Raw genomic sequence first — 25,783 nt, 5'->3', positions numbered from 1 at the left:
TTACTCAACAAAGGGTCTTTCTATTTAGATATATATTGTGTTATGATATATTAATTTATCATATGAAGGCATAAAACAATGAATATTGAGCTAATAAATATTATTTTTTAAGATAATCCCATGGGCCCGTGCAAAAAAATAAGAATAATTAGACAAAATATAACTCCCATAACTCATTTATTTTCCCATATGTGCTTTTTGTGTAGATTTTTACTGTCAAAAAGGTGAATAATACAAGTGCAAATAAGATGATTACCCCTAGATTAATTTAATGAATTTAGAGTGAAAATAGAAATAAATTATGTGTTTGAGTAAATGTGAAAAATTTTTTAATAACTTTAAATAAAATTATTATAACGTGTTTTTATGCAGCCTTCAGTTCTTATGTTTAATAAAAATGATGATGACATCACCAAAATGGAATATGTTTGCATTTCTATAGTGAAATCAAAAATTGATGATTTGACTTCAAAACATAATTTGGACCAAAATTTGTTGTTTTTGGCTGCCACATGCATTACATTGACAAAATATGCCAACGGCACCCAAATTTTCATCAAAACAAAGTCCAAAATCAATGAAAAATCCGTTGAAATTCCTTTGAAATTCAATGATGAAAACAGAAAAAGGAATGTTATTGATTATATTTCCAACCTCAGGAGTTATTTTTCCAATCCGCAGGATAATAATGAATTGTTAAAGGAATTGGCAAATCAATCCCATTTCAATTATATTTATAATGATTTGGAAGACAATGATTCTAACACTTCACTGATTATCAACAAATCATCCCAGGAATATCACTTGAAACTAAAGTTCGATGCCAACAAATACACTATCTCATATGCAGGCTCATTTTTAAGGAGCGTCAAAAAGGTTTTAAATCAATTTTACACTTCTGGAATCGAGAATCTTAAGGTTGAAGATATCGCACTCCGGGATGAAAAGCCACCCATAAAATATGAACTTAAAAGAAGCCCTCTGGTTAATGAATTATTGGAAAATCAAGCAAACAAAACGCCAGAAAAAACTGCCCTGATGACTTGCGGTAAAAGATATACATTTAAGCAGGTCAATGATGAGGCAAATAGAATTGCCAATGCATTGATAAAAAGGGGAATAAAAAAAGGCAGCACAATCTCATTCATGCTTGCCAGAGACAAGACCCTCATCACAACATTTCTGGGAATTATCAAAGCAGGGTGCGTAGCCATTCCATTGGATATGAATTTTCCTCCAAAAAGGATAAGCTATATTCGAAACAACAGCGATTCAGAATATATCATTACAAAAGAATCCATTGATGGTGCAATTGACCCTCAGGATCTGATTGATGAGGGAGATACAGGTTTTCCCAATGTTGACTTAAAGGCGGATGACCCCATTTTTCTTCTTTATACCTCTGGTTCGACAGGAAATCCTAAGGGAGTCATTTCAACCCATTGCGGAATATCAAATCTGACTGCCACCCATATCAAGAACAACTACAAGAGATTGCTGTCTATCGCTTCGATATCATTCGACATTTCCGAAGAAGACATTCTGCTTTCCCTGACAAATGACATGGAGCTGGTCTTTGCAAACGATGATGAAATCAAGGATGTTGTTCTGTTGGCTAATCTGCTTGAAGAGACAAAGCCGGAATTTGTAAACCTTACCCCTTCAAGGATTCTTTCATATCTGCAGGTTCCAGAGTTCAAATCTGCAATAAGACACTTTAAGGGAATTGGCTGTGGCGGAGAGCCGTTTACAAGAAACGTCTACGATTCAATTAAGGAATGCGCAGACATTGATATTTATAACGGTTACGGTCCTCTGGAAACCAGCCTGACCTCGAACAGCAAAAAGATTCTAAATCCCGATTTCATCACCAACGGAAAGCCACTTTTCAATTATGTCACTGATGTAAGGGACATCGATGACAAGCTTCTGCCTTATGGAGTAATCGGGCAGCTGTATATCGGCGGAATCGGTGTAAGCAAGGGCTATTATAATATGGAGGAAAAAACTAAAGAGGTGTTCATTTCCTTAAATGGGCTTCCTTATTACAAGTCCGGCGATTATGCGGTTGAACTTCCCTCAGGCGAGATGATCATCAAGGGAAGGGTCGACAATCAAATCAAACTGAGGGGCCAAAGGGTTGACCCTGAAGAAATCGAACAAGTGATTGTCAGATATGATAAAATCAATAATGCCGTTGCCATAATTCATGAAATAAATAATGAAAATCATCTATGCGCCTATTTTACTTGCGAAAACCAGGTTGACATTGATGATTTAAGGAAATATCTTGAAAGATTCCTGTCTGAATATATGGTTCCGACATTCATCATCCAGCTGGACAAGTTTCCTGAAACCCCTAGCGGAAAGATAGACAGAAAGATGCTGCCAAAACCGACTGTGAACACGGAAAACATAAAACCGGATAATGATTTGGAGAAGACCCTCTACGATTTCTGCAGGGATATCCTAAACCATGACAGTTTCGGAGTCACCGACAATCTGTTCAAGCTTGGTTTCACTTCCCTAACATTGATGAAGCTGAATTCGGACATATACCATGAGTTCGACATAAACCTGAAACACAATGACCTAATGAACACTCCTACAGTCAGAAAACTGTCAAAACTAATAGGCAATAATCACTCAACCGATAAAATAGAAAAGGTAGCACCATCAGTTACCGGAAAATATCCGATGTCCTCCCAACAGAAGAGACTGTATGTTATTTATCGTAAAAATCCTGATTTAACCAATTACAATTTGCCAAATGTAATCCAGCTTAAGAAATCAATTGACATTAACCGGCTGGAAGATGCAATCAATAGGGTAATTGAAGCCGAAGAGATACTTAGAACTTCACTTCATGTTGAAAATGGCAAATACATACAAAAAATTCATAATGAGAGGCCAATCAAGGTGGATTCAGTCAAGCTTGAAGAGAATGAAGACATTTATGAAGTCATATTGCAAAACATTCAACCGTTCAAACTGGAAACGGATTCCCTACTTAGGATAAAGGTCTTTGAATTCAATGGCAAAACCTATATCTTCAGGGACATGCATCATGTGATAGGCGATCAGATAAGCAACGACCTACTATACGATAAAATTAAAAAGGCTTACAATAATGAGCCATTCACGACAAACGAAATTCAGTATAAAGATTATGCATTCTGGGTTAAGAATCAGCAGGCTAAGGAAAGGAATTACTGGAAAAACAAGGAACTTTCAGAATATGGAACCGTACTGATGACAGATTTTGAAAGGCCACAGAACATGACTTTCAACGGAAACAAGATTGAATACAATCTGGATAAAGAAATTATAGAAAAGCAGGCAAGAGATAACAACACCACAGTTTACAAATTATTGCTTCTGCAATTCAGTGTTTTGCTTCACAAATACACAGATGAATCGAACATTCAAATCGGGACCGTAACAAGCGGAAGAACACACCCGGTTCTGAAAAAGACTTTGGGAATGTTTGTCAATACGCTGCCATTTGCACAGACCATGTGTGGCAGAGATACCTTAAAAGAGACTTTAATAAAAACCGAAAAGGAATTGGCCAACTTATTTGCCAATCAGAACTATTCAATCGAGCAGATAATTGAAGACCATAATATGCCAACAAACAATTCATTCAATCCGCTGTTCAGCATAGCGTTTATACAGAACACTGACGATGAATTTAACAATGATTTGGAGTGGAATGAATCCAAATTTGACTTGACATGCACAATAAAGAATAGTCCAACCAATTTGACTGTCGAATTCGATTATAATATGGATTTGTATTCATTTGAAAAGGTCAACGGATTATTGAGCCATTATGTTTACTTGATTGACAACATCGATGAAAATATGGGTAAGAAAATAGATGATATTGATATCCTTTCCCCAAGTGAGAAGAAAAGGATAATAGAAATGGCTGGCGTTAAGGAGGATATAAACTATGATTCAATCCTGACTGCATTAAAAGAGCAAATTGCTAAAAACCCTACAATGCCTATTTTGTCTGATTGTGAATCTTGTTTAAGCTATAATGATTTTGATTTGAAAACCAACAGCTTGGCAAATTATCTTAAGGACAATTTTGCCGTTGAAAAACAAGACAATATCGTATTGATAGCTAACCGTAGCATAGAATCTGTTTTGAGCTTCTACAGCATTTTGAAACTGAATGCCGTTTATGTTCCAATCCACCCATCGGCACCGAAGGGGAGGATAAGACACATCATTGAAGAGGTTGACGCCAAAGTCATATTGACAAATCTGGATTTGGACATGGATGATGCCAACATCGTTGATTTGAGGCAAATGTCATTATATGATTATGATTATAGCGAATTTGAATCGTCCTCTCAAGGCAAGCTGTGCATACTCCATACTTCAGGAACTACAGGAGTCCCAAAAGGTGTGCAAATCACTCATGAAAATGTTGAAAACTTCCTGATCAGTGCCAAAAAGCAATTTTATGATAAAGACAGCAAGATTATTTACCATACAACAAATATCGGATTTGACACATCGCTTTTTGAAATTATCTTTTCAATGTTGAATGGCATACAGCTACATGTAATCGATGAGAATTATAATTTTTCAGGAATTCCTGAAGACATATTGAATCAAAAGTCAATTATCAATACTGTTCCGGCCAAAATGAAAATGTTTTTAATGCTTCCAAATTTTGAAATGATTATGGAAAATGTGGGGCAGCTAATATTTGCAGGGGAAGTCCTAACTGAAAGTCTGGTAGCCGAAATTCGAAAAAAATACAATCCAATTATTTACAATGCATATGGGCCTTGCGAAGCAACAATATTCGCAAGCATTAAAAGAGTCCCATATGATAAAATCACCATTGGAAAAGCCAATATAAATACTGAAATTTATATTTTAAATGATAGAAGACAGTTGTGTCCAATAGGCATTCCTGGAGAATTGTGCATTGGTGGAAAACAGGTAGCTGATGGTTATTTAAACAATGACGATGAAACAAACAGGCGTTTCATCAAAAATCCATTTGATGACGGTACATTGTACTGCACTGGAGATTTGGCCTATCTTGATAGTGATGGCGAGATAAATTTCATCGAAAGAATGGATACGCAAATTAAAATCAATGGCCAAAGGATTGAAGTGGATGAAATCAACAGACAAATTGAAATGAATGATGATATAATCCATGCGGTTACAGTTTCGAATTCCGAAAATACACAATTGCATTCTTATATCATTAGTGATGATGTCATTGACACCGACAAACTATTGGATGATTTAAGAGATATGCTCCTTCCGTTTATGGTTCCATCATCAATAATGCGGATTGATTCTATTCCTCTAAACAGCAACGGAAAAATCGATGTTAAAAAATTGCCCCAACCTAAAGTAGCCAAATACAAATATGTTGCACCGACCAGTGCAGTTGAAAGGGCAATTGTAAAAGTATGGGAGAATGTTCTGGATGTAAAACAGGTAGGAATCAATGATAACTTTTATCATTTGGGCGGAGATTCAATTAAGGCCATCCGCATAGTTTCCATGCTTCAAAATGAAGGAATCAATTGTAATCCAAGTGATATTTTAAATTATAAGACTCCATATCTCATTGCTCAGAATGCAGAAGATAAATTTGAAGAGTCTTATGAACATGTTGAAGGAATTTTTGATTTGCTTCCGATTCAAGATTATTTCTTTGATCAAATAAACAGGAATGACTACACGCAGGAATTTGTTTTGGAATCTGCAGTTGATTTGGATATCGCTATCCTGCAGACTGCTTTGGATGAATTAACGAATCTGCATGACATGCTGAGGGCAAGATTCAAAGTTAAGGATGATGGGCATGTTCAGGAAATATTGCCGTTGAATACTCGGATTTGCGAAATCAATGAATATGAGATAAATGGCAATTTTGATGAGGGCATTACAGAAATCATCCTGAAAGCTAAAGATTCCCTTGATGTTTTCAATAATCTGATGGATGTTAGTTTGGCCTATTATGATGATAAATGTTATCTTGTTTTTGTCATTCATCATCTGATTGTGGATGGAGTAAGCTGGAGCATCTTATTGGATGATTTAACACATATCTACACTCATTTGGCTTCTGATGAAAAAATGAAACTTGACAAGCCAAATTCATATGAATCATGGCTTGAAGATGTTAGAAATTCGGCAAAAAATATGTTCAATGATGAAAATGATTCATTTGATGATTCCACAATAGTCTGCCCGTTATCTGAAGTCCAATTGGGAATTTATCTGGATGAAAAAGTCAACAATAAGAATACTGCCTATTCCACATATACCATTATTGATTGCGGTTCTGATAGTTCGATAGAAGAAATTGAAAGAGCAATCTTATCAGTAATTGATAAGCACCCTATTTTAAAGGCAAGAATTTTAGATAATGACATTACACCTCTTTTAATTTGCGACAGTAATCCTGATATTAATATAAATTCTGATGACGACATTTCGAATCTTGTAAACAAATTTGATTTGGAAAAAACCCTTTCACGTTTTAATATTATTGATAAAAATGAAGAAAAAAAGGTGTTCTTTGAGGCACATCATATCATCAATGACGCTATAGGATGCAAAATTGTTGAAAGTGATCTGATTAATGCTTTAGAAGATAATCTTTATGATGGTGTTGATTTGGGTTTTGTTCATGCCAGTTATGATTCCTTCAAATCCAAATTTGAATCCAGCTATGAGCAAGCACATGAATTCTATGCAGCACACTTGACTGATATCGATGAAGTAAAACAATTGCCGAATGATCCAGAAGGTTGTGAAGGCATTGTTTCCCTCCCTATTCTAGGCATTAAAAGTAGTATTGAAAAGTTCGCCAGTGTTAATGGGATAACTACAGGAATTTTCTTAAATGCTGCTTTTGCATATACTTATTCACGTTTTTTAGGCAGTGACAAAGTTTACTATAATTTCACCGAGCATGGGCGACATGAAGATTATTCTCTAAATGCAGTAGGAATGTTCACTCGAACGGTTCCTATTTTGGTGGATTGTAAAAATGATTTCATCAATGAATACTTGAGATATTTTTCAGATTTGGCCTTATCTTCCATATTGAATGACGTTTATCCATTCAGAGCGCTTGCTTCTGAATTCAATTTGAGTAATGATGTGATGTTTGAGTATAATTTGGATTTCAATGATGTTTCCAGTTTAGATGAAGGAATTATTACAAGCAAAACCATCACGGATTCAATTTCTGATTTGTTATGTGTCGTTAAGGATTTGAATGATGGCTATGCGGTATGGATACAACATTCCGATAAGTTTTCTAGGAAAACTATGATCAGTTTTGCTAAAGCATATGCCGAAATTTTAACACAAATGTTAGATAAGGAGATGCTATCTGATATTGACTATTGCAGCGGTGAAGATTTGAAAATATTCTCTACCCGAAGTCAAAGTGAGAATTCTCTGGATGATTATTGCAAGGAATACCAAGGTGACGGTTTTGTTGATTATGTAGCTCCAACAAATGCAGTGGAAAGGATAGTTGTGGATGCATTCAAAACTGTGTTTAATCAGGAAACTATTGGAATAAACGACGACTTCATTGATTTAGGTGGAGATTCCATCAAAGCGATTCGAGTAACCTCATTGCTCAACAAAAACAGCATAACATGTTCCGCAAGAGACATATTGAATTATAGGACACCTTATAGGATTGTTAAGAATATTAAAAATATTCCTGAAATTTCCTCAGAGATTGCTGAAAGCAATGCATTATCACTAAAAGAAAATTATTTTGACTCAAACGATAAGCGTATTGACCTCACCAGACCATATTCCTATAAGAAATGGGTTGAAGATGTAAAAGGATTAGTTGATAGTATTTCTGAAGAAGAAAAATTGCATTGGATTGAAGTCAATGGATTATTGGACGATTCGCAGATAAGGGGAAATGCCATGGGATTCAATTTCAATGTTGATGTGAAATATAATGCTAATAATCTATTGATGCTTTCAGAGGAGGAATATTGGGCATTATCTATTGCACGTGCATATAAAAAGACTTATGGAAAAGACATAATATTTAACCGAGAATCATATGGGCGTGACGATAGTCTTGCAAATCTTTTCAGAACCGTAGGATGGTTTACCAGCCAGTATCCAGTACCTGTCGATATAGGCAATGATTATGATGATGTTTCAATTGTAAAGGACGTTTATAAAATTAAAACTGCATTTGGCAATGTAAAAAATTTGGGTTTGAATTATGGCTCATTAATCTACATCACCAACGAATTGGAGTATAGGCACTGCCCTGTTACATTCAATTTCTTAAGTACGGAATTCGCTTTTGAAGATGAGGTATTCAAAACTGTCAATCATGAGTTTGACCAAGATAATCAGCAGGATATGGACACATATGGGATTGATTTCAATATCAATCGCATGGATGATTTCTATTCCATTAGTGGAGATTATCCGAAAGACACATATATAGCCGATAATCTTGCGGAATTCATTGAGAACATCCGATACGAATTGGAATTCCTTGGAAATTTCACATTTAATGATAATGAGGTTGTCTGTGCACTGTCGGAATCCCAGCTTGAAGTCTATTTCAATGAAAAAGACTACGATATGGGCAACGCTTATTCTACTTGGGAGATTATCGAATGTCCTTTAGACAAATCCATTGATGAGATTAAGGATACAATTCATTCCTTGGTTGAAAAGCATCCTATATTAAAAGGACGTATTTTGGATGACCTGGACATGCCCCTTTTAATCTGTGATGGCTATCCTTTAGTTGAGGTCTGCAATACCGCTGATTTCACCAGCCTTATAAAACCTTTTGATTTGGAAAGGCATTTGGCCCGTTTCTTCATTATCGACAATGGGAAATCAAAGCGAATTGTTTATGATATTCACCACGTAATTAATGATGCTATAGGATGCATTATTATTGGCAATGATTTCATTGATGCTTTTGAGGGCGAATTGGACAGGGATGTTGATTTGGGCTTCCTTTATGCCAGCCGTGATTCTTTCGAATCCAAATTCAACGAGTCTTATGAATCTTCACATGACTTTTATGCCAAACAACTGGCAGGCATTGGCGAAGTTAATTCAATGCAAAAGGATTTAAACGGCTCTCGAGGAATAGTTTCTCTTCCAATTCGTGGAATTCGAAGTGATGTTGAAGAGTTCACTCAAAACAATAACATTACCATTGGTACTTTCCTGAATGCAGTATTTGCATATACTTACTCCAGTTTTATAGGAAGCTCTAAGGTCCACTATAACTTTGTGGAGCATGGCCGTCATGAAAATTATATTCAGAATTCTCTGGGAATGTTTGCCCGCACAACCCCAATTCTAGTGGACTGCAAAAACAATGCAATTAAAACATACCTGGATTACTTTTCCGATTTGGTCTTGAATTCAATGTTTAGCAATGTCTATCCATTCAGATTGCTTGAAAAGGAATTTAATTTGAATAATACAGTATTATTTGAGTATAATTATGATTTAAATGATGTATCTGATGTTGGAAGCGATATAATCATAAAGGATACCTTTAAAGATTCGTTCTCCGAATTCTTCTGTGTAATCAATGATTTGGATGATGGGTATGTGATTCATATAATTCATGCAGATATGTTTTCAAGCGATACTGCTGTCAATTTTGTCAGATTGTATGCTCAAATTTTAACCCAAATGATGGATAAGGAAAATTTGGATGATATCTCCTAGATTATTCTCCGTAATGAACTCTTCTTTCCAATGATTTTCGTTTATAAATCAGAATGATGCCGCAAATTAATGCAGGAACTGCAAACAATAGGAAAAAATTAGTCAATCCATTTATAGGAAAAGATCCGATGAATAATGTTGGGACTTCAGATGCCGGGAAAATGTTGATTATCTTTCCGGTCAAATATCTTGCAATTGCATGTGTTGATTGGAATATACCAAAGAACAGCGCAAAGTTGTTGGCTGGAGCCAGTTCCGCAACCATGGCATAACCTGTTACTGATAGAAATAGCTCAGATAATGCCAAAATCAGCTCATAGATTATTATCCAGATGATATTGATTTTATTTGTCACACCCACATCAATCAGATAGCTTATATTAGCCAAAACAATAAAACAAAGTGACAATAGCAGTAATCCTATTCCAATCCTTGTGACAAGCCCCAAATTCCAGTTTTTATCTGCCGCTTTTTGATTGAATTTGGAATACAATGGAGACAACAATATGATGAAAAGAGGATTGAAGATGCTGAAAAGCTGTACTGGCAATACCAAAAATCCATAATCTCTTACAACATAGCTTTCCTCAAATATAACCATGGATGCACTTGATTGGTTGTATCCGATTCTGTAGACAATGATGAATATCAGAATTACAAAGAACAGTATCAGCCTGTCCTTTTCCGTTTTGGACAGGGAACTGGTGAAATTTGATATTACTGATTTAATGTGCAAAATTCCATGAAGTATTCTTTTGATTCCTGAAGCAATTCTTCTTAAAATTCCTTCATTGTTTTCATCTGTTTTGTCATCCACTACAAGTTCACCTTTGTAGTTGACTAAAAAGACATGCCTTGCATATAGAAACACAATCATTCCTATAACTAGAAAAATGGCGAATATCAGGAAGGACCATTTAAAAAGAGGATAATTTGTATCTCCCACTACGAATGTCATTATCAGAATTCCAATGATGACTCCCAAATTCAAAAGGGAATAATAAATGGAATATGAATCTATTTCATCCTCTTGAGTGGTATTGCTGACTAAACTGATAATATTGGAAAATGTGTTGTTGGCAAAACTTGTCCCCAAAGCCAGAAATGCCAATCCAACTATAAACAGGGTGTTCTGCAGATTAAATGTAATTACCGTTTGTTCAACTGCACCTGGAGCATATAGCGAAGCTGATGCAAACAGGATCAATTGACTTATTATCATTGAGATGAAACCTATCAGAAGCGATTTGGTTTTAGTCAGATAGCTGTCTGAAATCAGCCCGACAAAAATCGGCAGAATGTAAGCGAATCCATAGTACTGTGAATACATGCTTGAGGACAATGGAATTGAAAAATGAAGTACATGTATTAAAAACAAAGTAAATATTGATGAAATTCCATATTCTGTAAGGGAGGACGTCATTGCCAGTGAAGAAATGAAATATGTTCCCTTTTTGGTTTCGCTTGCATCTTTACTCATAATATAATCTTTATTAATTTTTGTATTTAAGAATATATGACTATGCAGAATTCAAATCTTCGAGATGCATTTTTCCAATCAATTTTTTTCTATAAATGATTAGAACAAATGCAGTGAACAGGTTCATAATTACAAATGTTATGAAAAATGTCATCAGTCCGTTAATTGGCAAGCCAAAAATAAAAGACACACTTCCTTCCTCTGGGAAACATGATGATATGAATCCGGACAAGAACGTTGCAATAGACTTTGTAGCTATGAAGAAACCGAAAAACAATGAATAATATTTTTCAGGTGCCAAATCACCAACCATACTATAACCCGCAATTGAGAAAAGAAGTTCTGATACTGCTAGGAATAATTCAAAAACAACAATCCAAATCAGGCTAATTTTATTCACAGCATCAATATCTATATAATAACCAATTACTGTTAGCAGCGCAAAGCAGAGAACCAAGACCAACAGGGCAAGTATGGTTCTTTTTATGAAGTCCAGTTCAATTTTCTTTTTGTCCAGCTTATCATTGACTTTAATAAGAATAGGGCCTAAAATTAAAATGAACAGTGGGTTAAGCAGAGAAAACATTTGTACAGGTATTGTAAAAAAGCTCAAATCCCTTTGAACATACATATCTATAAAAAAGATAAGGGATATGCTGGTTTGGGAAAATGCAATTCTATAAAAGATTATTATCATTAAAAATATGAAAAAGACAGTTAACCCATCCTTGTCATTGGGTGTAAGCGAATCATTGAACAACTTTCTTCGTTGCCTAATGTTTAAATCTTTGATTTTGAATATGCTTTCATGTGATAAGTCCCTGAGAAGTTTATTCGACTCTTCAATTATGGAATCCTTTGAATAGTCATCCTTCATAGGGTTACCGTCATTGTCAACTAGATACTTCTCTTTGCTTAATCTAAAGGTAATGAGCCCGATAGTTAAAATAATTGCGAATATAAAGAAGATCCATACATATAATTCATAATTGTCATTTCCCACCACCAAACTTGTTATGATTACTCCAATCAATACTCCAAAATTCAAAATGGGATAATAAATGGAGAATCCCTTAATTCTTGATGATTCATTATTGATGGTATTGATTATATGCGTGATTGAAAGGGATGCGAAACTAGTTCCTAGAGCGAGGAACAGAAATCCTATAAAGTATGCAATGTTTTGCAAATTAAAGATTATTGTATCTCGAACAGGATTGTTGGGAGTATATAATGAGGCGGAAAGACATAGGAACAATTGACTTATTATCATTGAAACAAAACCGATGGTCAGTGCAGTGGATTTGTTCATGTATTTGTCTGAAATGTATCCGACCAGGATAGGCAGAAAATATGCAAAGCCGTAATAATATGCATAAACCCTTGATGTCAATGGAATCGAGAAATTCAAAACATCAAGTAGGAATAAAGTAAAAATTGATAATACTCCAAATTCAACAAGGAATGAAGTTGTTGAAATTGAAGAGATGAAATATGTTCCCTTCATGCTTTCGCGGTCTTTGCTCATGTTATATATTTATGCCAATAGTCATTATTTAAATTTTTTAAGGATTTGTAGAAATCCTTATTTCTATTGGATTTGAGTTGTGAAAAAAAAGTTATTAATACTACAAGCCACAGATATAAGGCCTAGAAAAGTATGAGATATTTCTGGGATTATTTAAATCAAAATATTTAAAACATTAGTTAATATAATTAAAACAATCAAGAGTGAAACAAATGGATGAATATAAAATTAAAAGTATTGAAGAGGGATTGACAAAAATCGAATTTCCGGAATTTGATAAAATTTCATCTGATGCACCTGTTTTTTACAACCCCCACATGGAATTAAATAGGGATTTATCAATACTTGCACTGCAGGTATTCCAAAGGGAACAGGAAAGAGACATTGACATCTGCGATTTGTTTGGTGGAAGCGGAATCAGAGGCATCCGTTATAAAAATGAAATCGACGGTGTCGGAAATGTCTACATTAACGACATTAGCGAAGTGGCAAACCACTATGAAAGACATAATATTGAATTAAACGGTTTAAAAGACATTGAAGTTCATCAGCATGACGCCAGTATGTTTTTGAGAATGATGAGAGGGAAATTTGATGTTATCGATATTGATCCATTTGGAACACCATCTCCATTTTTAGACTCTGCAGGTTACTGTGCAGGAAGAAATTCACTGCTGTGCGTGACTGCAACTGACACTTCTGCTTTATGTGGAACTTATAAAGAACCGTGCATACGCAAATATAATGCAAAACCTTACAAAAGCGAATACTGTCATGAGACAGGCATAAGGATATTGGCAGGATTTGTTGCATTGACCCTTTCAAAATATGCAAAATGCATTGAAGTGAAAATGTCCCATAGTACTGAACATTATATGAGATTATACATAAATGTTAAAAAAGGTTCAAAAAGAACTGATGAAAGTTTAAAAAATATCGGATACATCAGTCACTGCAAACATTGCCTCCACAGACAGACCAGTTTGGGTCTGGCCACTTCAGTTGATGAATTCTGCCCCGTTTGTGGTGAAAAATTAATTCATGCAGGACCATTATGGTTAGGAGACATTCAAAATTGTGAATTTATTCAAAAAATGATTGACGAAATTGAAAATAAAAAAATAAATACAGAAAAACAAGCCTTGAAACTTTTAAACAGTTGCCTTTTGGAAGCCGATGCGCCTGCAACATTTTACGATGTTCACAAAATCTGCAAATCCTTAGGAATTAGTGCGGCCAAATTAGATTTGATATTTGATGAAATTAAAAAAGAAGGATTTATCGCTGTTAAAACCCATTTTAACCCATTAGGAATAAAAACAAATGCAACAGTTAAAGACCTTCAAAACATTTTAATAAAACTTGAACCATAATAAATTAGTTTGATAAAACTTGAATTTGAATAAATTAGTTTAAATATTTTTTTCATTAGTTCAAAAAAACCATTAAATTTGTTCATATTAATACGAATAATTATCAAAAATAAATAATTTATGGCATCAATATAAATAAAATTCGGCAATTAAATTTACAATATAAAAGTTAAAAAAGAAAATATTAAAAAAATTAGACAAACAATAAATACTTTTAAATATAATGAAACAGTCATTATTATTATAAGTTAATTTATCAGATTTAAAAATCTAAAATTAACATATTAATTTATGGGAGATACTATATGGTAAAAACCAAAGATAATGTTATAAAACTTGATGATACAGACATCAACATTCTTAAAATAATCAATGAAGATGTTAGAACTTCCTATAGACAAATATCACGTAGTTTAGATGTATCTGTAGGAACTGTCCACAATCGTATTGATAAAATGGTCAAATCTGGAGTTATTAAGAAATTTTCACCAGTAATTGACCATGAAAAACTTGGATTCGTTTTAACTACCATCATTGGTGTCAGAGTTAAAGGTGGAAAACTTAAAAACTGGGAAGAAAAAACTTTCTTTAATAAAAATGTTGTAGGAATTTACGATGTTACTGGAGAATATGACGCATTTTTAATTGCTAAATTCAGAAACACCAATGAATTGAATGCATTTATTAAAGAATTATTAAAAGACCCAATTATAGAAAGAACCTATACTCAAACTGTATTAGATGTTATTAAAGAAGATATGGGATCTTCAAACATCTTATAAAATTTACTCAAAAAAGCAGTGTTATTACTGCTTTTAAACATTTTTTATTTCTTTTTAAATTTTTAAAATAATCAACTATTTTTTTGAAATTAATGTGTTAAAAACAATTTCCATTAAAAAAACATTAAAAATATTTTCATATCGGCATTTAAACTAAATATATAAATAAAAAGACATGATAAATATATAATGTTTATACTAAAAAATTTCGAGGTAATTAAATTGGCAGTATGCTTACCCGACACACAAGATGACGCTCCAAGCATACCTATCAAATTAACTAGAGTAGGCGTGACCGGAGTTAAAAAACTATTACAATTAGAAAGAACAAATAAAAGACCTATAATATTACTACCTACTTTTGATGCATTTGTAGACTTACCAAATGATCAAAAAGGTGTGCACATGTCTAGAAACCCAGAAGCAATCAGTGAAGTTCTTGAAACTGTTGCTGAAGATTCCACCGTTGATGTTGAATCATTATGCGCTAAAATTGTGTCTTGCATGATGACTAAACACGAATATGCAAAACGTGTTGAAATCTCAATGACTACTGATTTTATGTTCATGAGAGAGTCCCCGGTGACTAAAAACAAAACACAGGAAATGGCTAAACTAATAGCAAAAGCTATTGGACTTAGAGATGATGATGGTGCCGTAACCATCAGAAAAAGTGTTGGAGCTGAAGTCATTGGAATGACCGTTTGTCCTTGTGCACAGGAGTCCGTAAGAGAATCTGATAAAAATAAATTATTAGAATTCTTAGACGAAGAAACCACTCAAAAAGTATTAGATACAGTTACTTTTGCTTCTCACAATCAGAGAGGTGTTGGAACATTAATGATGGAAGTTCCAGAAGATAAAACTGTTAAAGCAGAAGACTTTATTGATATTATTGAAAAATCAATGAGTTCACCAGTGTGCGAATTATTGAAAAGACCTGATGAAAATGCAACTGTTTTAAATGCACACAGAAAACCAGTATTTGTTGAAGACTGTGTCAGAAACATGATGGAAAGCATTGCAAACAAATATTCTGATTTCCCTGATGACACATTAATTACCTGCCGTCAAGAAAATCATGAAAGTATTCACAGGCACAATGCATTTGCTGAAAAAGTTACCACTATGGGAGAACTTAAAGAAGAGTTAAATATTGAATAGGACTTGATTTAATGAAAAAAACTTATGAAATTGCAGGACAGGTAATGGGATTTTTTGATGCTTTTAAAGGATCAAGGCCTGCAATTGATAATGATAAAATTTTGATTGTTAGAGGAAGGTCTAGAAAAGTCATACCTCTCAATGAATTTGATGCCAAACTTACTGAAATTGGTGAAATTCTAGGAGGAACTGAATTAGAACCCGACTCTGATAAATTAGATGAAATTTTAAAAGCGGGAGATAAAAATATACAAGAAAGCGAGATTACTACAAACTCTGTTGATACAAAGGGATTCTTAAGAGTTAAGGAAGATTTGGAATCAATGGGACTGGTAGTCGAATACAAAATATTTAAACTTCCAAGTTTTGATGTTATAATCGCTATTTGGGAAGATAAAAACGAAATCCCTCCACTTTATGTGGAAGTTACCGTATCTGAAGACAAAGGATAAACATGACATCAACAACAAAAGATGATATTCTCCAAATATTAAATGCAACTGACAGTGAAATAATAAAGTTCATGCTGGAAACCGCAAAATATAGGGAGAATAATCATATTACTTTTTCTAAAAATATATTTATACCATTAACTGAAATCTGCAGAAATGACTGCGGATACTGTAATTTTAAAAAGAATCCTGATGACCCTCATGCAATCATTCTCAAAACCAAAGAGGAAATCCTTGCTGATTTAAAAGAAGCAGAAAAGCATGGATGTACTGAAGCATTATTTACTTTTGGTGAAGATGCGGATGAGGAAGAAATCGTTCGCATGAAACTCAAGGAATATGGTTATGACAGCATGATTGACTATATCGTTGATGTATGCCAGATGACATTAGATGAAACCAGCCTGCTTCCCCACACTAACGGAGGCAATTTTGCATACGAAGATTTAAAACGCTTGAAAGAAGTCAATGCATCAATGGGATTAATGCTTGAAAATTCTTCAAAAAGATTAATGGAACTGCCGGCACATAATAAAAGTCCCGGTAAAAATCCGGAACTGAGAATTGAAACCATTAAAAATGCCGGAAAACTTAAAATTCCATACACCACAGGAATATTAATCGGAATTGGGGAAACCAAAGAAGAGATTGCAGAATCTCTTTTAACAATAAAAGAAATTTATGATGAATACGGACATATTCAGGAAGTCATCATACAAAATTTTACACCAATACCTGGAATTGAAATGGAAAATTGGGAAGAACCTAGCTTTTTAGATATGATCAGGACAGTTATTGCAGGAACATTAGTATTCAAAGATACTGACGTCAGCATTCAAGTCCCGCCTAACCTGAATAACGATACTGCCCAGATATTCTTATTATGCGGCGCTGATGATTGGGGTGGTGTTTCACCGGTAAGCCCGGATTATGTGAATATCACATCCCCATGGCCGGGAATTGATGAACTTGAAAAACTAACTGAAGATGCAGGGTTTAAACTAATTGAAAGATTATGCGTTTATGAAAAATACATTAACGATGAATGGCTGAACAAAAATCTTTTGGACAACATTGCTAATTTATCCGAGCGTCAATAACAACGTGCTGCACTCCCGGCGAATATTTTTTTATCTTATTTATTTTTAGAAGCTCAACCTCCCTGTCTCCAGCCTGAGCAACAATTCTGTCAATCGGTCTTGAATTCATCAACTTTTCTGGAACCGTTTCATGATAATGCAATATTCCCCCTTCATTTAAACTGTCGATTGCCACTTTCAGATAATGATGGGTGGTTTTTACATATCCCATTAATATGCGGTCCGCTTTTAGTTTGGGGGTTTCAACCATGCAATCGCCTAATATTGGAGTTATATTGTCCAATTTATTTAGTTTGATGTTTTCACACAGATAATGATAGGAATTCGGGTTAATTTCTATTGCATAAACCTGCTTTGCATTTGAATGAACTCCAATAGGAATTGAAAAATAACCTATTCCTGCAAACATGTCGATGACAGTTTCATCATCTCGAACCAGCTTGGCAATTCTTAACCTTTCATTATTGTTTCCTTTTGACCACATCACCTTAGCCAAATCCAATTTAAACAAACATCCGTTTTCCTTATTTATTGTTTCTGTTTCATCACCATAAAGAATCCTGTAAACGGGTTCCCTTTTGGTTCCCTGAATATGGTCTATCTCCATTATGGTTTTAACATTATGTTTTTCAGATAACTTTTCAAAATCATCATCAGGATAATTTTTATCGATGATTAAAATATCTCCAATTTTTTTATATTTCATCTAGACCCCCCAATAAGAAAAGTTTATATATGCAAATGGATAATATTAATATTGTTAGTTTATACTAATAATTGATTCTGATTTTAAATAAAATTAACAACATTAAATTTGATTTTAATATATTACCTTAAGTAGTTGAAATTAGATATTTTATACTCTTATATGAGGTGAATTTAAATGGATGACAAAATATTAGAAGGTACAACCACCGTTGGAATTACTTGTAAAGATGGAGTTGTATTTGCAAGCGAAAGAAGGGCTAGTATGGGAAACTTGGTAGCTCACAAAGTCGCAGAAAAAATATTTAAAATTGACGATCATATTGTAACAACCATAGCTGGTTCTGTTGGAGACGCACAAAGCTTAATGAAAGTTATTGAAGCTGAAGTTTCATTATACCAAATGAGGAATAATGATGAAATCAGCGTAAAAGCGGCTGCATCATTAACAGCAAATATTTTACGTTCCGGACCAATGTATGTTCAAACATTACTTGGTGGAATGGACGGAGATAAACCATCTCTCTACTCTTTAGACCCTGCCGGAGGTATGATTAAAGACACATACATTTCCACAGGTTCAGGTTCCATCGTTGCATACGGTGTTCTTGAAGATAGATTCAGAGATGATTTGACAACTGACGAAGGAATTGAAATAGCCATAAGAGCTATTAGAGCTGCTGCTGAACGTGACACTTATTCCGGAAATGGATACTTAGTCGCTAAAGTGGATAAAGACGGCTTTGAAATGTTAGATATTGAAAAAATTAATGAGATTTTGGATAAGATATAAAGCAAAACTTATTTTTCATAACTAACTATTTTTTTATATAATATTGTGTAGATAGTTTATGAAATTTACCTGATTATAGCTTAAAGCTTTTCATAAACTATAATAATACACAAAACTATTTTTGAAGGGATTATATGACTTCAGATATTTTAGAAAATATTAAAAAAGAAATTTTGCAAAAACTACCAGATGAAATCCAGGTTTCAAAAGTAGAATTTGAAGGACCTGAAGTGGTAGTTTACACCAAAAATCCAGAAATTATAACAGAAAACGGTGACTTGATTAGATCACTTGCAAAAGAACTCAGAAAAAGAATTATTATAAGATCTGATAAAAGCGCTTTACTTGAACCTGAAGAAACTATAAATAAAATACATGAGATAGTTCCTGAAGGTGCTGAAATTACTGATATTTACTTTGATACCGTAACTGGAGAAGTGGTCATCACTGCCAAAAAGCCAGGACTTGTTATTGGTAAATATGGAGTGACATCCAGAAATATTGTTAAAAATACCGGATGGGCGCCTAAAATATTAAGGACACCTCCAATCAGTTCAGACATCATTGGAAAAATAAGAACAATCCAGAAAAATAGCAGTAAAGACAGAAAAAAATTATTACAACGCCTTGGACGTCAAATCCACCAAGGAAGTAAATACCCAAATGACTGGGCAAGAGTTACTTCAATGGGAGGATTTAAAGAAGTTGGACGTTCATCAATGCTTTTACAAACACCAAACAGTCGTGTTTTATTAGATTGTGGTGTTAATGTTGCTGCATCAGACAATAAAAATGCATTCCCTTATTTGAATGCACCTGAATTTTCAATTGAAGAATTGGATGCAGTTATTATCTCTCACGCTCACTTGGATCATTGTGGATTTGTACCATACCTCTTCCACTACGGATATGACGGACCGGTTTATTGTACAACTCCAACAAGGGATTTGACAACCCTTTTACAATTCGATCATTTGGATATTGCTCACAGAGAAGGCAATCCATTACCATTTACATCAAAGCATGTAAAACAAGCAATTAAAAATACCCTCACCTTAGATTACGGAGAAGTAACCGACATTTCTCCAGACATCAGATTAACCTTACACAATGCAGGACACATCCTTGGTTCCGCAATCTCCCATATGCACATTGGTGACGGAGCACACAACTTAGTATATACCGGAGATTTCAAATATGAACCATCAAGATTATTGGAACCTGCAACAATCAGATTCCCACGTGCTGAAACCGTGATTATGGAAAGTACCTATGGTGGAAGGGAAGACGTACAGCCTTCCAGGAACAATGCTGAAAAAGAAATGATGAAAACCATCTACAAAACACTTAAACGTGGCGGAAAAGTATTGGTTCCGGTATTTGCAGTAGGAAGAGCACAGGAACTTATGGTAGTACTTGAAGAATACATGAGACACGGATTAATTGAAGAAGTACCTATCTTCATTGACGGAATGATTTGGGAAGCAACCGCAATTCACACTGCAAGACCAGAGTACTTAAGTAAAGACTTGAGAGACCAAATATTCCATATGGGAAGAAATCCGTTTGTATCAGACATGTTCGAAAAAGTTCAAAATCATGACCAAAGAAAAGAAATTGTTGAAAGCAGGCAACCTGCAATCATATTATCCACATCAGGTATGTTAACCGGAGGAAATTCAGTTGAATACTTCAAGTGGTTATGTGAAGATGAAAGAAACACATTAATCTTTGTTGGATACCAATCTGAAGGATCCATGGGTAGAAGGGTCCAAAAAGGATGGAAAGAAATTCCTCTTGAAGATGATGATGGAAGAACCAGACAATTCTGTGTTAAAATGGAAGTCAAAACAATTAACGGATTCAGTGGTCACTCCAACAGAAGACAACTTATGGAATATGTTAAAAGGCTTAATCCAAGACCGGAAAAAGTCATTACCTGTCATGGAGATCCATACAAAACTGTGGACCTCGCATCTTCAATTCATAGAAGCTACAAAATTGAAACAAAAACTCCAATCAATTTAGATTGTGTGAGAATTCATTAATAATATATAGTAATTACAACAAAGTATTACTATAATATATAATGTTGTAACATATACGGCATAAATTAATTTAATCAAACAATAGGGTGGAAAAATGGTTACTTATTCAGAATCTGGTGTTGACATAGACCTTGAAGCAGTTACAGTATCAAAATTAGCTGACAAACTCAAGTCAACATTATCATATAGAGACATTATTACTGATAGCGGGCATTATGCTGCTTTAGTTAAATTAGGAGATAAAGCTATTGCAATGAGTACTGACGGTGTTGGAAGTAAAATCTTAATTGCAGAAATGATGAACAAATACGATACCGTAGGTATTGATTGTATTGCAATGGTTGTAAACGATATTTTATGTGTTGGTGCAGAACCAATAGCTTTAGTGGATTATCTTGCTGTTGAAAAGCCTGACCCTGAAAGAGCTTCTGAAATTGCAGAAGGTCTTGTTAAAGGTGCTGTGGAATCTAAAATAGCAATTATTGGAGGAGAAACAGCTTCACTTCCAGGAATTATTAAAGATTTCGACCTTGCAGGAACAGGTATCGGATTTGTGGATATCGATAAGATAATCACCGGAGAAAATATCCAACATGGAAATGTCTTAATTGGTATTAACAGTAATGGTATACACTCTAACGGATACAGTTTAGCCAGAAAAGCATTGTTTGACGATGCCGGATTTACCGTAGATGATAAAATGCCTAACGGCGAGACCACCATCGGTGAAGAATTGATAAGACCTACTGAACTTTATGTTAAACCTATTGTAGCCTTATTTGAGAAAGAATATAAAATTAATGGACTTGCTCACATTACCGGAGGAGGCTTCACCAATCTTAGACGTTTGAAAAAAGGTGTAGGATACGATATTGTAGACCTTCCTGAAGTTCCGGAAATATTCAAATTAATTTATGAACAGAATGTCGACATCAAAGAAATGTATAAAGTTTTCAATATGGGTGTCGGTTTTGTAGTTATCTGTGATGAAAGTGAAGCAGATAAAATCATGAACACTTTAAAAGAATATTGCAGCTGTCAAATTATCGGTAAAGTTACTGATGATGAAAAAATCACTGTTAAAGCTTTTGAAGGATCCACTATTGAATACTGATTTAATTAACTAATAAGGAGTGATAAAATGAAGATAATGAAAGATAGAGAAATAGCTCTCGTAAAAGAAATATTGAAAAAGCTGGGAGCTAGTGAAGAAGACCAAGAGCTAGTGGCGGAAGCTACAATTGATGCGGATTTAAAAGGATTCACTTCCCACGGGCTTGGCAGATTCCCACAGTACCTAATTAGTATTGAATCAGGAACTATTAATTTAAACGACAATATTACTATTGAAAAAGAAACCCCTGCTATTGCATTGATTAACGGTAACAGCGGATTTGGACAGGCAGTATCATACAAAGCTATGCAAATAGCTATTAAAAAAGCTAAAGAAGTAGGTATTGGTTGTGTAGGAGTTCACAATACCAATCACTTTGGAGTTACCGGATTTTACTCTGATTTAGCATTAAGAGAAAACTGTATTGGTCTTGTTCTTGCAAATACAGACCCTGCAATTGCACCTTTAGGAGGTAAAGAACCTTTAATCGGTACAAACCCTCTTGCATTAGGTATTCCATCTGAAACTTACATTACTGTAGACATGGCAACTTCAATTACTGCCCGTGGAAAAATCATTGAATCAAAAAGAAAAGGATTAGATTTGCCTGACGGATGGGCATTAGATAAAGACGGAAATCCAACAAATGACCCTGAAGCAGCACTTGAAGGTTCAATCTTACCATTCGGAGGATTTAAAGGATATGCTCTTGCCGCATTAATCGAAATTTTAACCGGACCATTGGTACAGGCAGGATACGGTAAAGGAGTAACAGGTACCGCTTCACCAGACAAAGATTGTACTAAAGGGGATTTATATGTCGTAATTGATCCATCCAAATTCGGAGACTTTGATGAATTTGTAGAGCATACTGAAGACTTTGTAAGTCAAATCAGAGCTACCGGTGAAACTGTTGCAATCCCTGGAGATTTGGAAATCAAAAGAATTGCTGAAGCCGAAGCCAATGGAATTCCAATTGATGAAAAATTATATGCTCAACTAAAAGAAATCTGTGACAATTTAGATATTGACATTGATTCATACATAGAAGAATAAATCATTATTCTTCACTTTTTTTATTAGAATATAAAGTTAAACTGAATACAAATAGAACAAAACTTTATATGTAAATAACTACTTAAATTATTATACTAGAAAATTTAACTATTTTTGAAAAAAATTTTCTTTTTAAAAGGAGGATAAAAGTTATGAAACTTAAAAACTCTTATATCTTATTAATAGTGATGTCAATATTCCTATTAGTAAGCGTTGGGTCAGTTTGTGCAAGTGATGCTGCAATGGATGCAGATATCTTATCCACTGATGACGGATTTATTGATGTCATTTCAGACAATGGTACAAATGAAGGCACATCACCAAAAGCTACAACTGTAGTTTCTAAGGATGTAACAATTAACGAAAAAGAAACTGCGAAAATTCCAGTAACTGTAAAAGACAATGAATCTCAGACAGTTAATATTAAAACCGGGGATTTGAATGTTACTGAAGGAAGTAAAGTTATAAGATTTAATTATGCTAATGAAAGTGTCATTTTAACTGAAAATTTAACTGTTGGAAATCACAACATATTCATTAAATTTTTAGGCAATTCAAATTACACAAGTTCACAAACTACAATGAAACTATCAGTAATCGGTGCAAAAATTATTGATGCAGCTAATGCTAATGTAACTTCAACTAAAAAAGTAGTAGTACCTATCAAAATAACTGATGGTGTTACTGTATATGACCTAGACAAAGATAAAATATCTTTGGTTGCATCATATAAAGATGGAAATAATACAATTACTAAAGAGATAGATAATTTTGAACTTATTAATAAAGCACTACACTTTGACTATCCTTTTGATGTTACTGGTAATTTAACAATTAATTATACTGAAAATAAAACATTGACTAAAACTATTACAATCAATAGAATTTACAATATTAAAATTATTGTATTAAATAAAGAAACAGATTATTCTGTAGGCAATTTTACATTCAAAATTTTAGATAGTGACAATAATCTTGCGGTTCTACCAAATAAAACTATTTCAATATCAGGAATGAAAAATACAACCCAACTCACTTGGATAACTCGTAATATTGGAGGAAGTATGAGCATCAGTACTTCCAAAGAATTTAAAAGTGATGACAATGGTATCATCACAGTTCCAAATGAGGATTTCTATCCCGGATACAACATTGGTAACTATATTTATTGTCCTGCAGGAACTTATTCATTAACATTAACAGGTTCTAATGACGTTAAAGGAACTAATAAAACTGATATTATTATTAACATAGCATCAATAAACATTGCTATCAATCCATACAAAGAACATTACAAATCAACCAAAAAAGTGGTTATTGATGTAACAAATGCTAAAACTGGAGCTCCGATGAAAGGAATTATTCTCCATTTATATATGGCAAATACAACTGCAAAAGACTATTACTTCCAAACTGGAGCTAATGGAACTGCAGAAATTAATGTGAGTGGTTTAATCCCTGGAGAATATCCATTGACAGTCAGCAACAATGACACTAAAAATATCAAAGAGAAAAAAGCTAGTGGAAGTATTACAATCTTAGGCATAGCAACCAAAATGACAGTTACTGTACCAAAAACCTACTACTACAACAGTGGAAATATAGCAGCCATTAAAGTTACCGATAAATCAACCGGTAAAAGAGTGGCTAACGCTATTGTTTTAGTACAGGTTTACACAGGCAAAGCTTCACAGGCATATCTTTACCAAGCAAACAGCGAAGGTATGATATATGTGAATTATGCTCCTACAGCAGTAGGATCTCATAAAATAGTTGTAACTATGGCAGATTCCAGATATACTGCTTCAACCGTGACAAAAACTGTAAAAGTTAAAAAATCAACCGCAAAAATTACCGTGAAAAAAGTAACAGGATATTATAAAAGCGGTTCAATCTATAAAATTAAGTTAACCAACACAAAAAATAAAAAAGCAATTTATGCTGGTAAGCTTAATGTTAAAATTTATCCAAACTCAAGAAGTTACTACAATTACAATGGTCAAACTGGATTAGACGGAACATTAAGAATTTCCCTTGATTCATTTAAACCAGGTACATATAAAGTTGAAGTTTCTTCAAACGACGGTAAAAACTTTACAGCAAGCAAAAAAACTAGTCAATTTGTTGTTAAAAAGGCACCTGCTAAATTAACTCCTAAAAAATTAACCGCCAAAAAAGGTGAAAATAAGAAATTCAGAGTTATTGTTAAAAACACTGCGAATAAAAACCCAGTTGTTGGAGTTAAAGTAAGCATTAAAGTGTACACTGGAAAAACTGTAAAAACCTATACTGCTAAAACAAATGCAAACGGTACTGCTAAAATTAGTGTCAAAAACCTTAGTGTTGGAACACATAAAGTTGTAGTAAAATCCGCAAATAAATATGTAGTAGCAACTGCAGCAAAATCCAGTATAAAAATAACTAAAACCTAAATTTAA

Annotated in this window: 14 protein-coding genes; 11 read left to right on the top strand and 3 right to left on the bottom strand. The window is 34.0% G+C overall.

Going from position 1 to position 25,783, the window contains the following annotated elements; all coding sequences use genetic code 11:
• The first annotated feature begins 384 nt into the window (after positions 1-384).
• Complete coding sequence (locus QZU83_RS04270) at positions 385-9,750, top strand: condensation domain-containing protein (RefSeq protein WP_295609949.1); 9,366 nt, start codon at positions 385-387, stop codon at positions 9,748-9,750.
• A 1-nt stretch (position 9,751) separates the two neighbouring features.
• Here QZU83_RS04270 and QZU83_RS04265 read toward each other — a convergent pair whose 3' ends face one another.
• A complete protein-coding gene (locus QZU83_RS04265) occupies positions 9,752-11,230 on the bottom strand; it encodes an MFS transporter (RefSeq protein WP_295609947.1) in 1,479 nt (492 codons plus the stop codon).
• 40 nt (positions 11,231-11,270) lie between these two features.
• A complete protein-coding gene (locus QZU83_RS04260) occupies positions 11,271-12,758 on the bottom strand; it encodes an MFS transporter (RefSeq protein WP_295609946.1) in 1,488 nt (495 codons plus the stop codon).
• A gap of 212 nt (positions 12,759-12,970) precedes the next feature.
• Between QZU83_RS04260 and QZU83_RS04255 the strand changes: the two genes are divergently transcribed.
• From QZU83_RS04255 to cofG, 5 genes are all read left to right on the top strand, one after another.
• Positions 12,971-14,131: a tRNA (guanine(10)-N(2))-dimethyltransferase gene (locus tag QZU83_RS04255; protein ID WP_295609945.1), complete on the top strand. Its 1,161-nt coding sequence runs from the start codon at positions 12,971-12,973 to the stop codon at positions 14,129-14,131.
• 305 nt (positions 14,132-14,436) lie between these two features.
• A complete protein-coding gene (locus tag QZU83_RS04250; RefSeq protein WP_067044706.1) occupies positions 14,437-14,913 on the top strand; it encodes an Lrp/AsnC family transcriptional regulator in 477 nt (158 codons plus the stop codon).
• 222 nt (positions 14,914-15,135) lie between these two features.
• Positions 15,136-16,077, top strand: a complete 942-nt coding sequence (gene mptA / locus QZU83_RS04245; protein ID WP_295609942.1) for a GTP cyclohydrolase MptA — start codon at positions 15,136-15,138, stop codon at positions 16,075-16,077.
• 11 nt (positions 16,078-16,088) lie between these two features.
• Entirely contained in the window at positions 16,089-16,529 is a 441-nt protein-coding gene (locus QZU83_RS04240) for a DUF2120 family protein (protein ID WP_295609941.1), read from the top strand.
• A gap of 2 nt (positions 16,530-16,531) precedes the next feature.
• Complete coding sequence (gene cofG / locus QZU83_RS04235; protein ID WP_295609939.1) at positions 16,532-17,629, top strand: 7,8-didemethyl-8-hydroxy-5-deazariboflavin synthase subunit CofG; 1,098 nt, start codon at positions 16,532-16,534, stop codon at positions 17,627-17,629.
• Here the strand turns inward: cofG and QZU83_RS04230 are convergent.
• Complete coding sequence (locus QZU83_RS04230; protein ID WP_295609937.1) at positions 17,607-18,335, bottom strand: class I SAM-dependent methyltransferase family protein; 729 nt, start codon at positions 18,333-18,335, stop codon at positions 17,607-17,609. The genes cofG and QZU83_RS04230 overlap by 23 nt on opposite strands.
• A gap of 177 nt (positions 18,336-18,512) precedes the next feature.
• Here QZU83_RS04230 and psmB point away from each other — a divergent pair, with 177 nt between their 5' ends.
• The 5 genes from psmB to QZU83_RS04205 all read left to right on the top strand — a co-directional run bounded on the left by psmB (position 18,513) and on the right by QZU83_RS04205 (position 25,777).
• Positions 18,513-19,127: an archaeal proteasome endopeptidase complex subunit beta gene (gene psmB, locus QZU83_RS04225; protein WP_295609936.1), complete on the top strand. Its 615-nt coding sequence runs from the start codon at positions 18,513-18,515 to the stop codon at positions 19,125-19,127.
• 134 nt (positions 19,128-19,261) lie between these two features.
• Positions 19,262-21,175 carry a beta-CASP ribonuclease aCPSF1 gene (locus QZU83_RS04220; RefSeq protein WP_295609935.1) on the top strand — a complete coding sequence of 638 codons (1,914 nt, stop codon included), beginning with the start codon at positions 19,262-19,264 and terminating at the stop codon, positions 21,173-21,175.
• 94 nt (positions 21,176-21,269) lie between these two features.
• Complete coding sequence (gene purM / locus QZU83_RS04215; RefSeq protein WP_295609933.1) at positions 21,270-22,289, top strand: phosphoribosylformylglycinamidine cyclo-ligase; 1,020 nt, start codon at positions 21,270-21,272, stop codon at positions 22,287-22,289.
• A 27-nt stretch (positions 22,290-22,316) separates the two neighbouring features.
• Complete coding sequence (comC, locus tag QZU83_RS04210; RefSeq protein ID WP_295609931.1) at positions 22,317-23,345, top strand: L-sulfolactate dehydrogenase; 1,029 nt, start codon at positions 22,317-22,319, stop codon at positions 23,343-23,345.
• A gap of 152 nt (positions 23,346-23,497) precedes the next feature.
• On the top strand, positions 23,498-25,777 hold the full coding sequence (locus QZU83_RS04205) for a hypothetical protein (protein WP_295609929.1): 2,280 nt from the start codon (positions 23,498-23,500) through the stop codon (positions 25,775-25,777).
• Positions 25,778-25,783 lie beyond the last annotated feature (6 nt).

Origin of the sequence: uncultured Methanobrevibacter sp., assembly GCF_902771435.1 — an archaeon.
Classification (GTDB): Archaea; Methanobacteriota; Methanobacteria; order Methanobacteriales; family Methanobacteriaceae; genus Methanocatella.
The sequence above is the reverse complement of the archived record's forward strand: the minus strand, read 5'-3'. Positions and strand labels throughout refer to the sequence as shown.

Coding starts and splice junctions, on each gene's coding strand:
- QZU83_RS04205 (WP_295609929.1), top strand. CDS start 23,498: ATGAAACTTAAAAACTCTTATATCTTATTAATAGTGATGTCAATATTC.
- QZU83_RS04270 (WP_295609949.1), top strand. CDS start 385: ATGTTTAATAAAAATGATGATGACATCACCAAAATGGAATATGTTTGC.
- QZU83_RS04220 (WP_295609935.1), top strand. CDS start 19,262: ATGACTTCAGATATTTTAGAAAATATTAAAAAAGAAATTTTGCAAAAA.
- psmB (WP_295609936.1), top strand. CDS start 18,513: ATGGATGACAAAATATTAGAAGGTACAACCACCGTTGGAATTACTTGT.
- QZU83_RS04260 (WP_295609946.1), bottom strand. CDS start 12,758: ATGAGCAAAGACCGCGAAAGCATGAAGGGAACATATTTCATCTCTTCA.
- QZU83_RS04250 (WP_067044706.1), top strand. CDS start 14,437: ATGGTAAAAACCAAAGATAATGTTATAAAACTTGATGATACAGACATC.
- cofG (WP_295609939.1), top strand. CDS start 16,532: ATGACATCAACAACAAAAGATGATATTCTCCAAATATTAAATGCAACT.
- QZU83_RS04230 (WP_295609937.1), bottom strand. CDS start 18,335: ATGAAATATAAAAAAATTGGAGATATTTTAATCATCGATAAAAATTAT.
- QZU83_RS04240 (WP_295609941.1), top strand. CDS start 16,089: ATGAAAAAAACTTATGAAATTGCAGGACAGGTAATGGGATTTTTTGAT.
- QZU83_RS04255 (WP_295609945.1), top strand. CDS start 12,971: ATGGATGAATATAAAATTAAAAGTATTGAAGAGGGATTGACAAAAATC.
- purM (WP_295609933.1), top strand. CDS start 21,270: ATGGTTACTTATTCAGAATCTGGTGTTGACATAGACCTTGAAGCAGTT.
- comC (WP_295609931.1), top strand. CDS start 22,317: ATGAAGATAATGAAAGATAGAGAAATAGCTCTCGTAAAAGAAATATTG.
- QZU83_RS04265 (WP_295609947.1), bottom strand. CDS start 11,230: ATGAGTAAAGATGCAAGCGAAACCAAAAAGGGAACATATTTCATTTCT.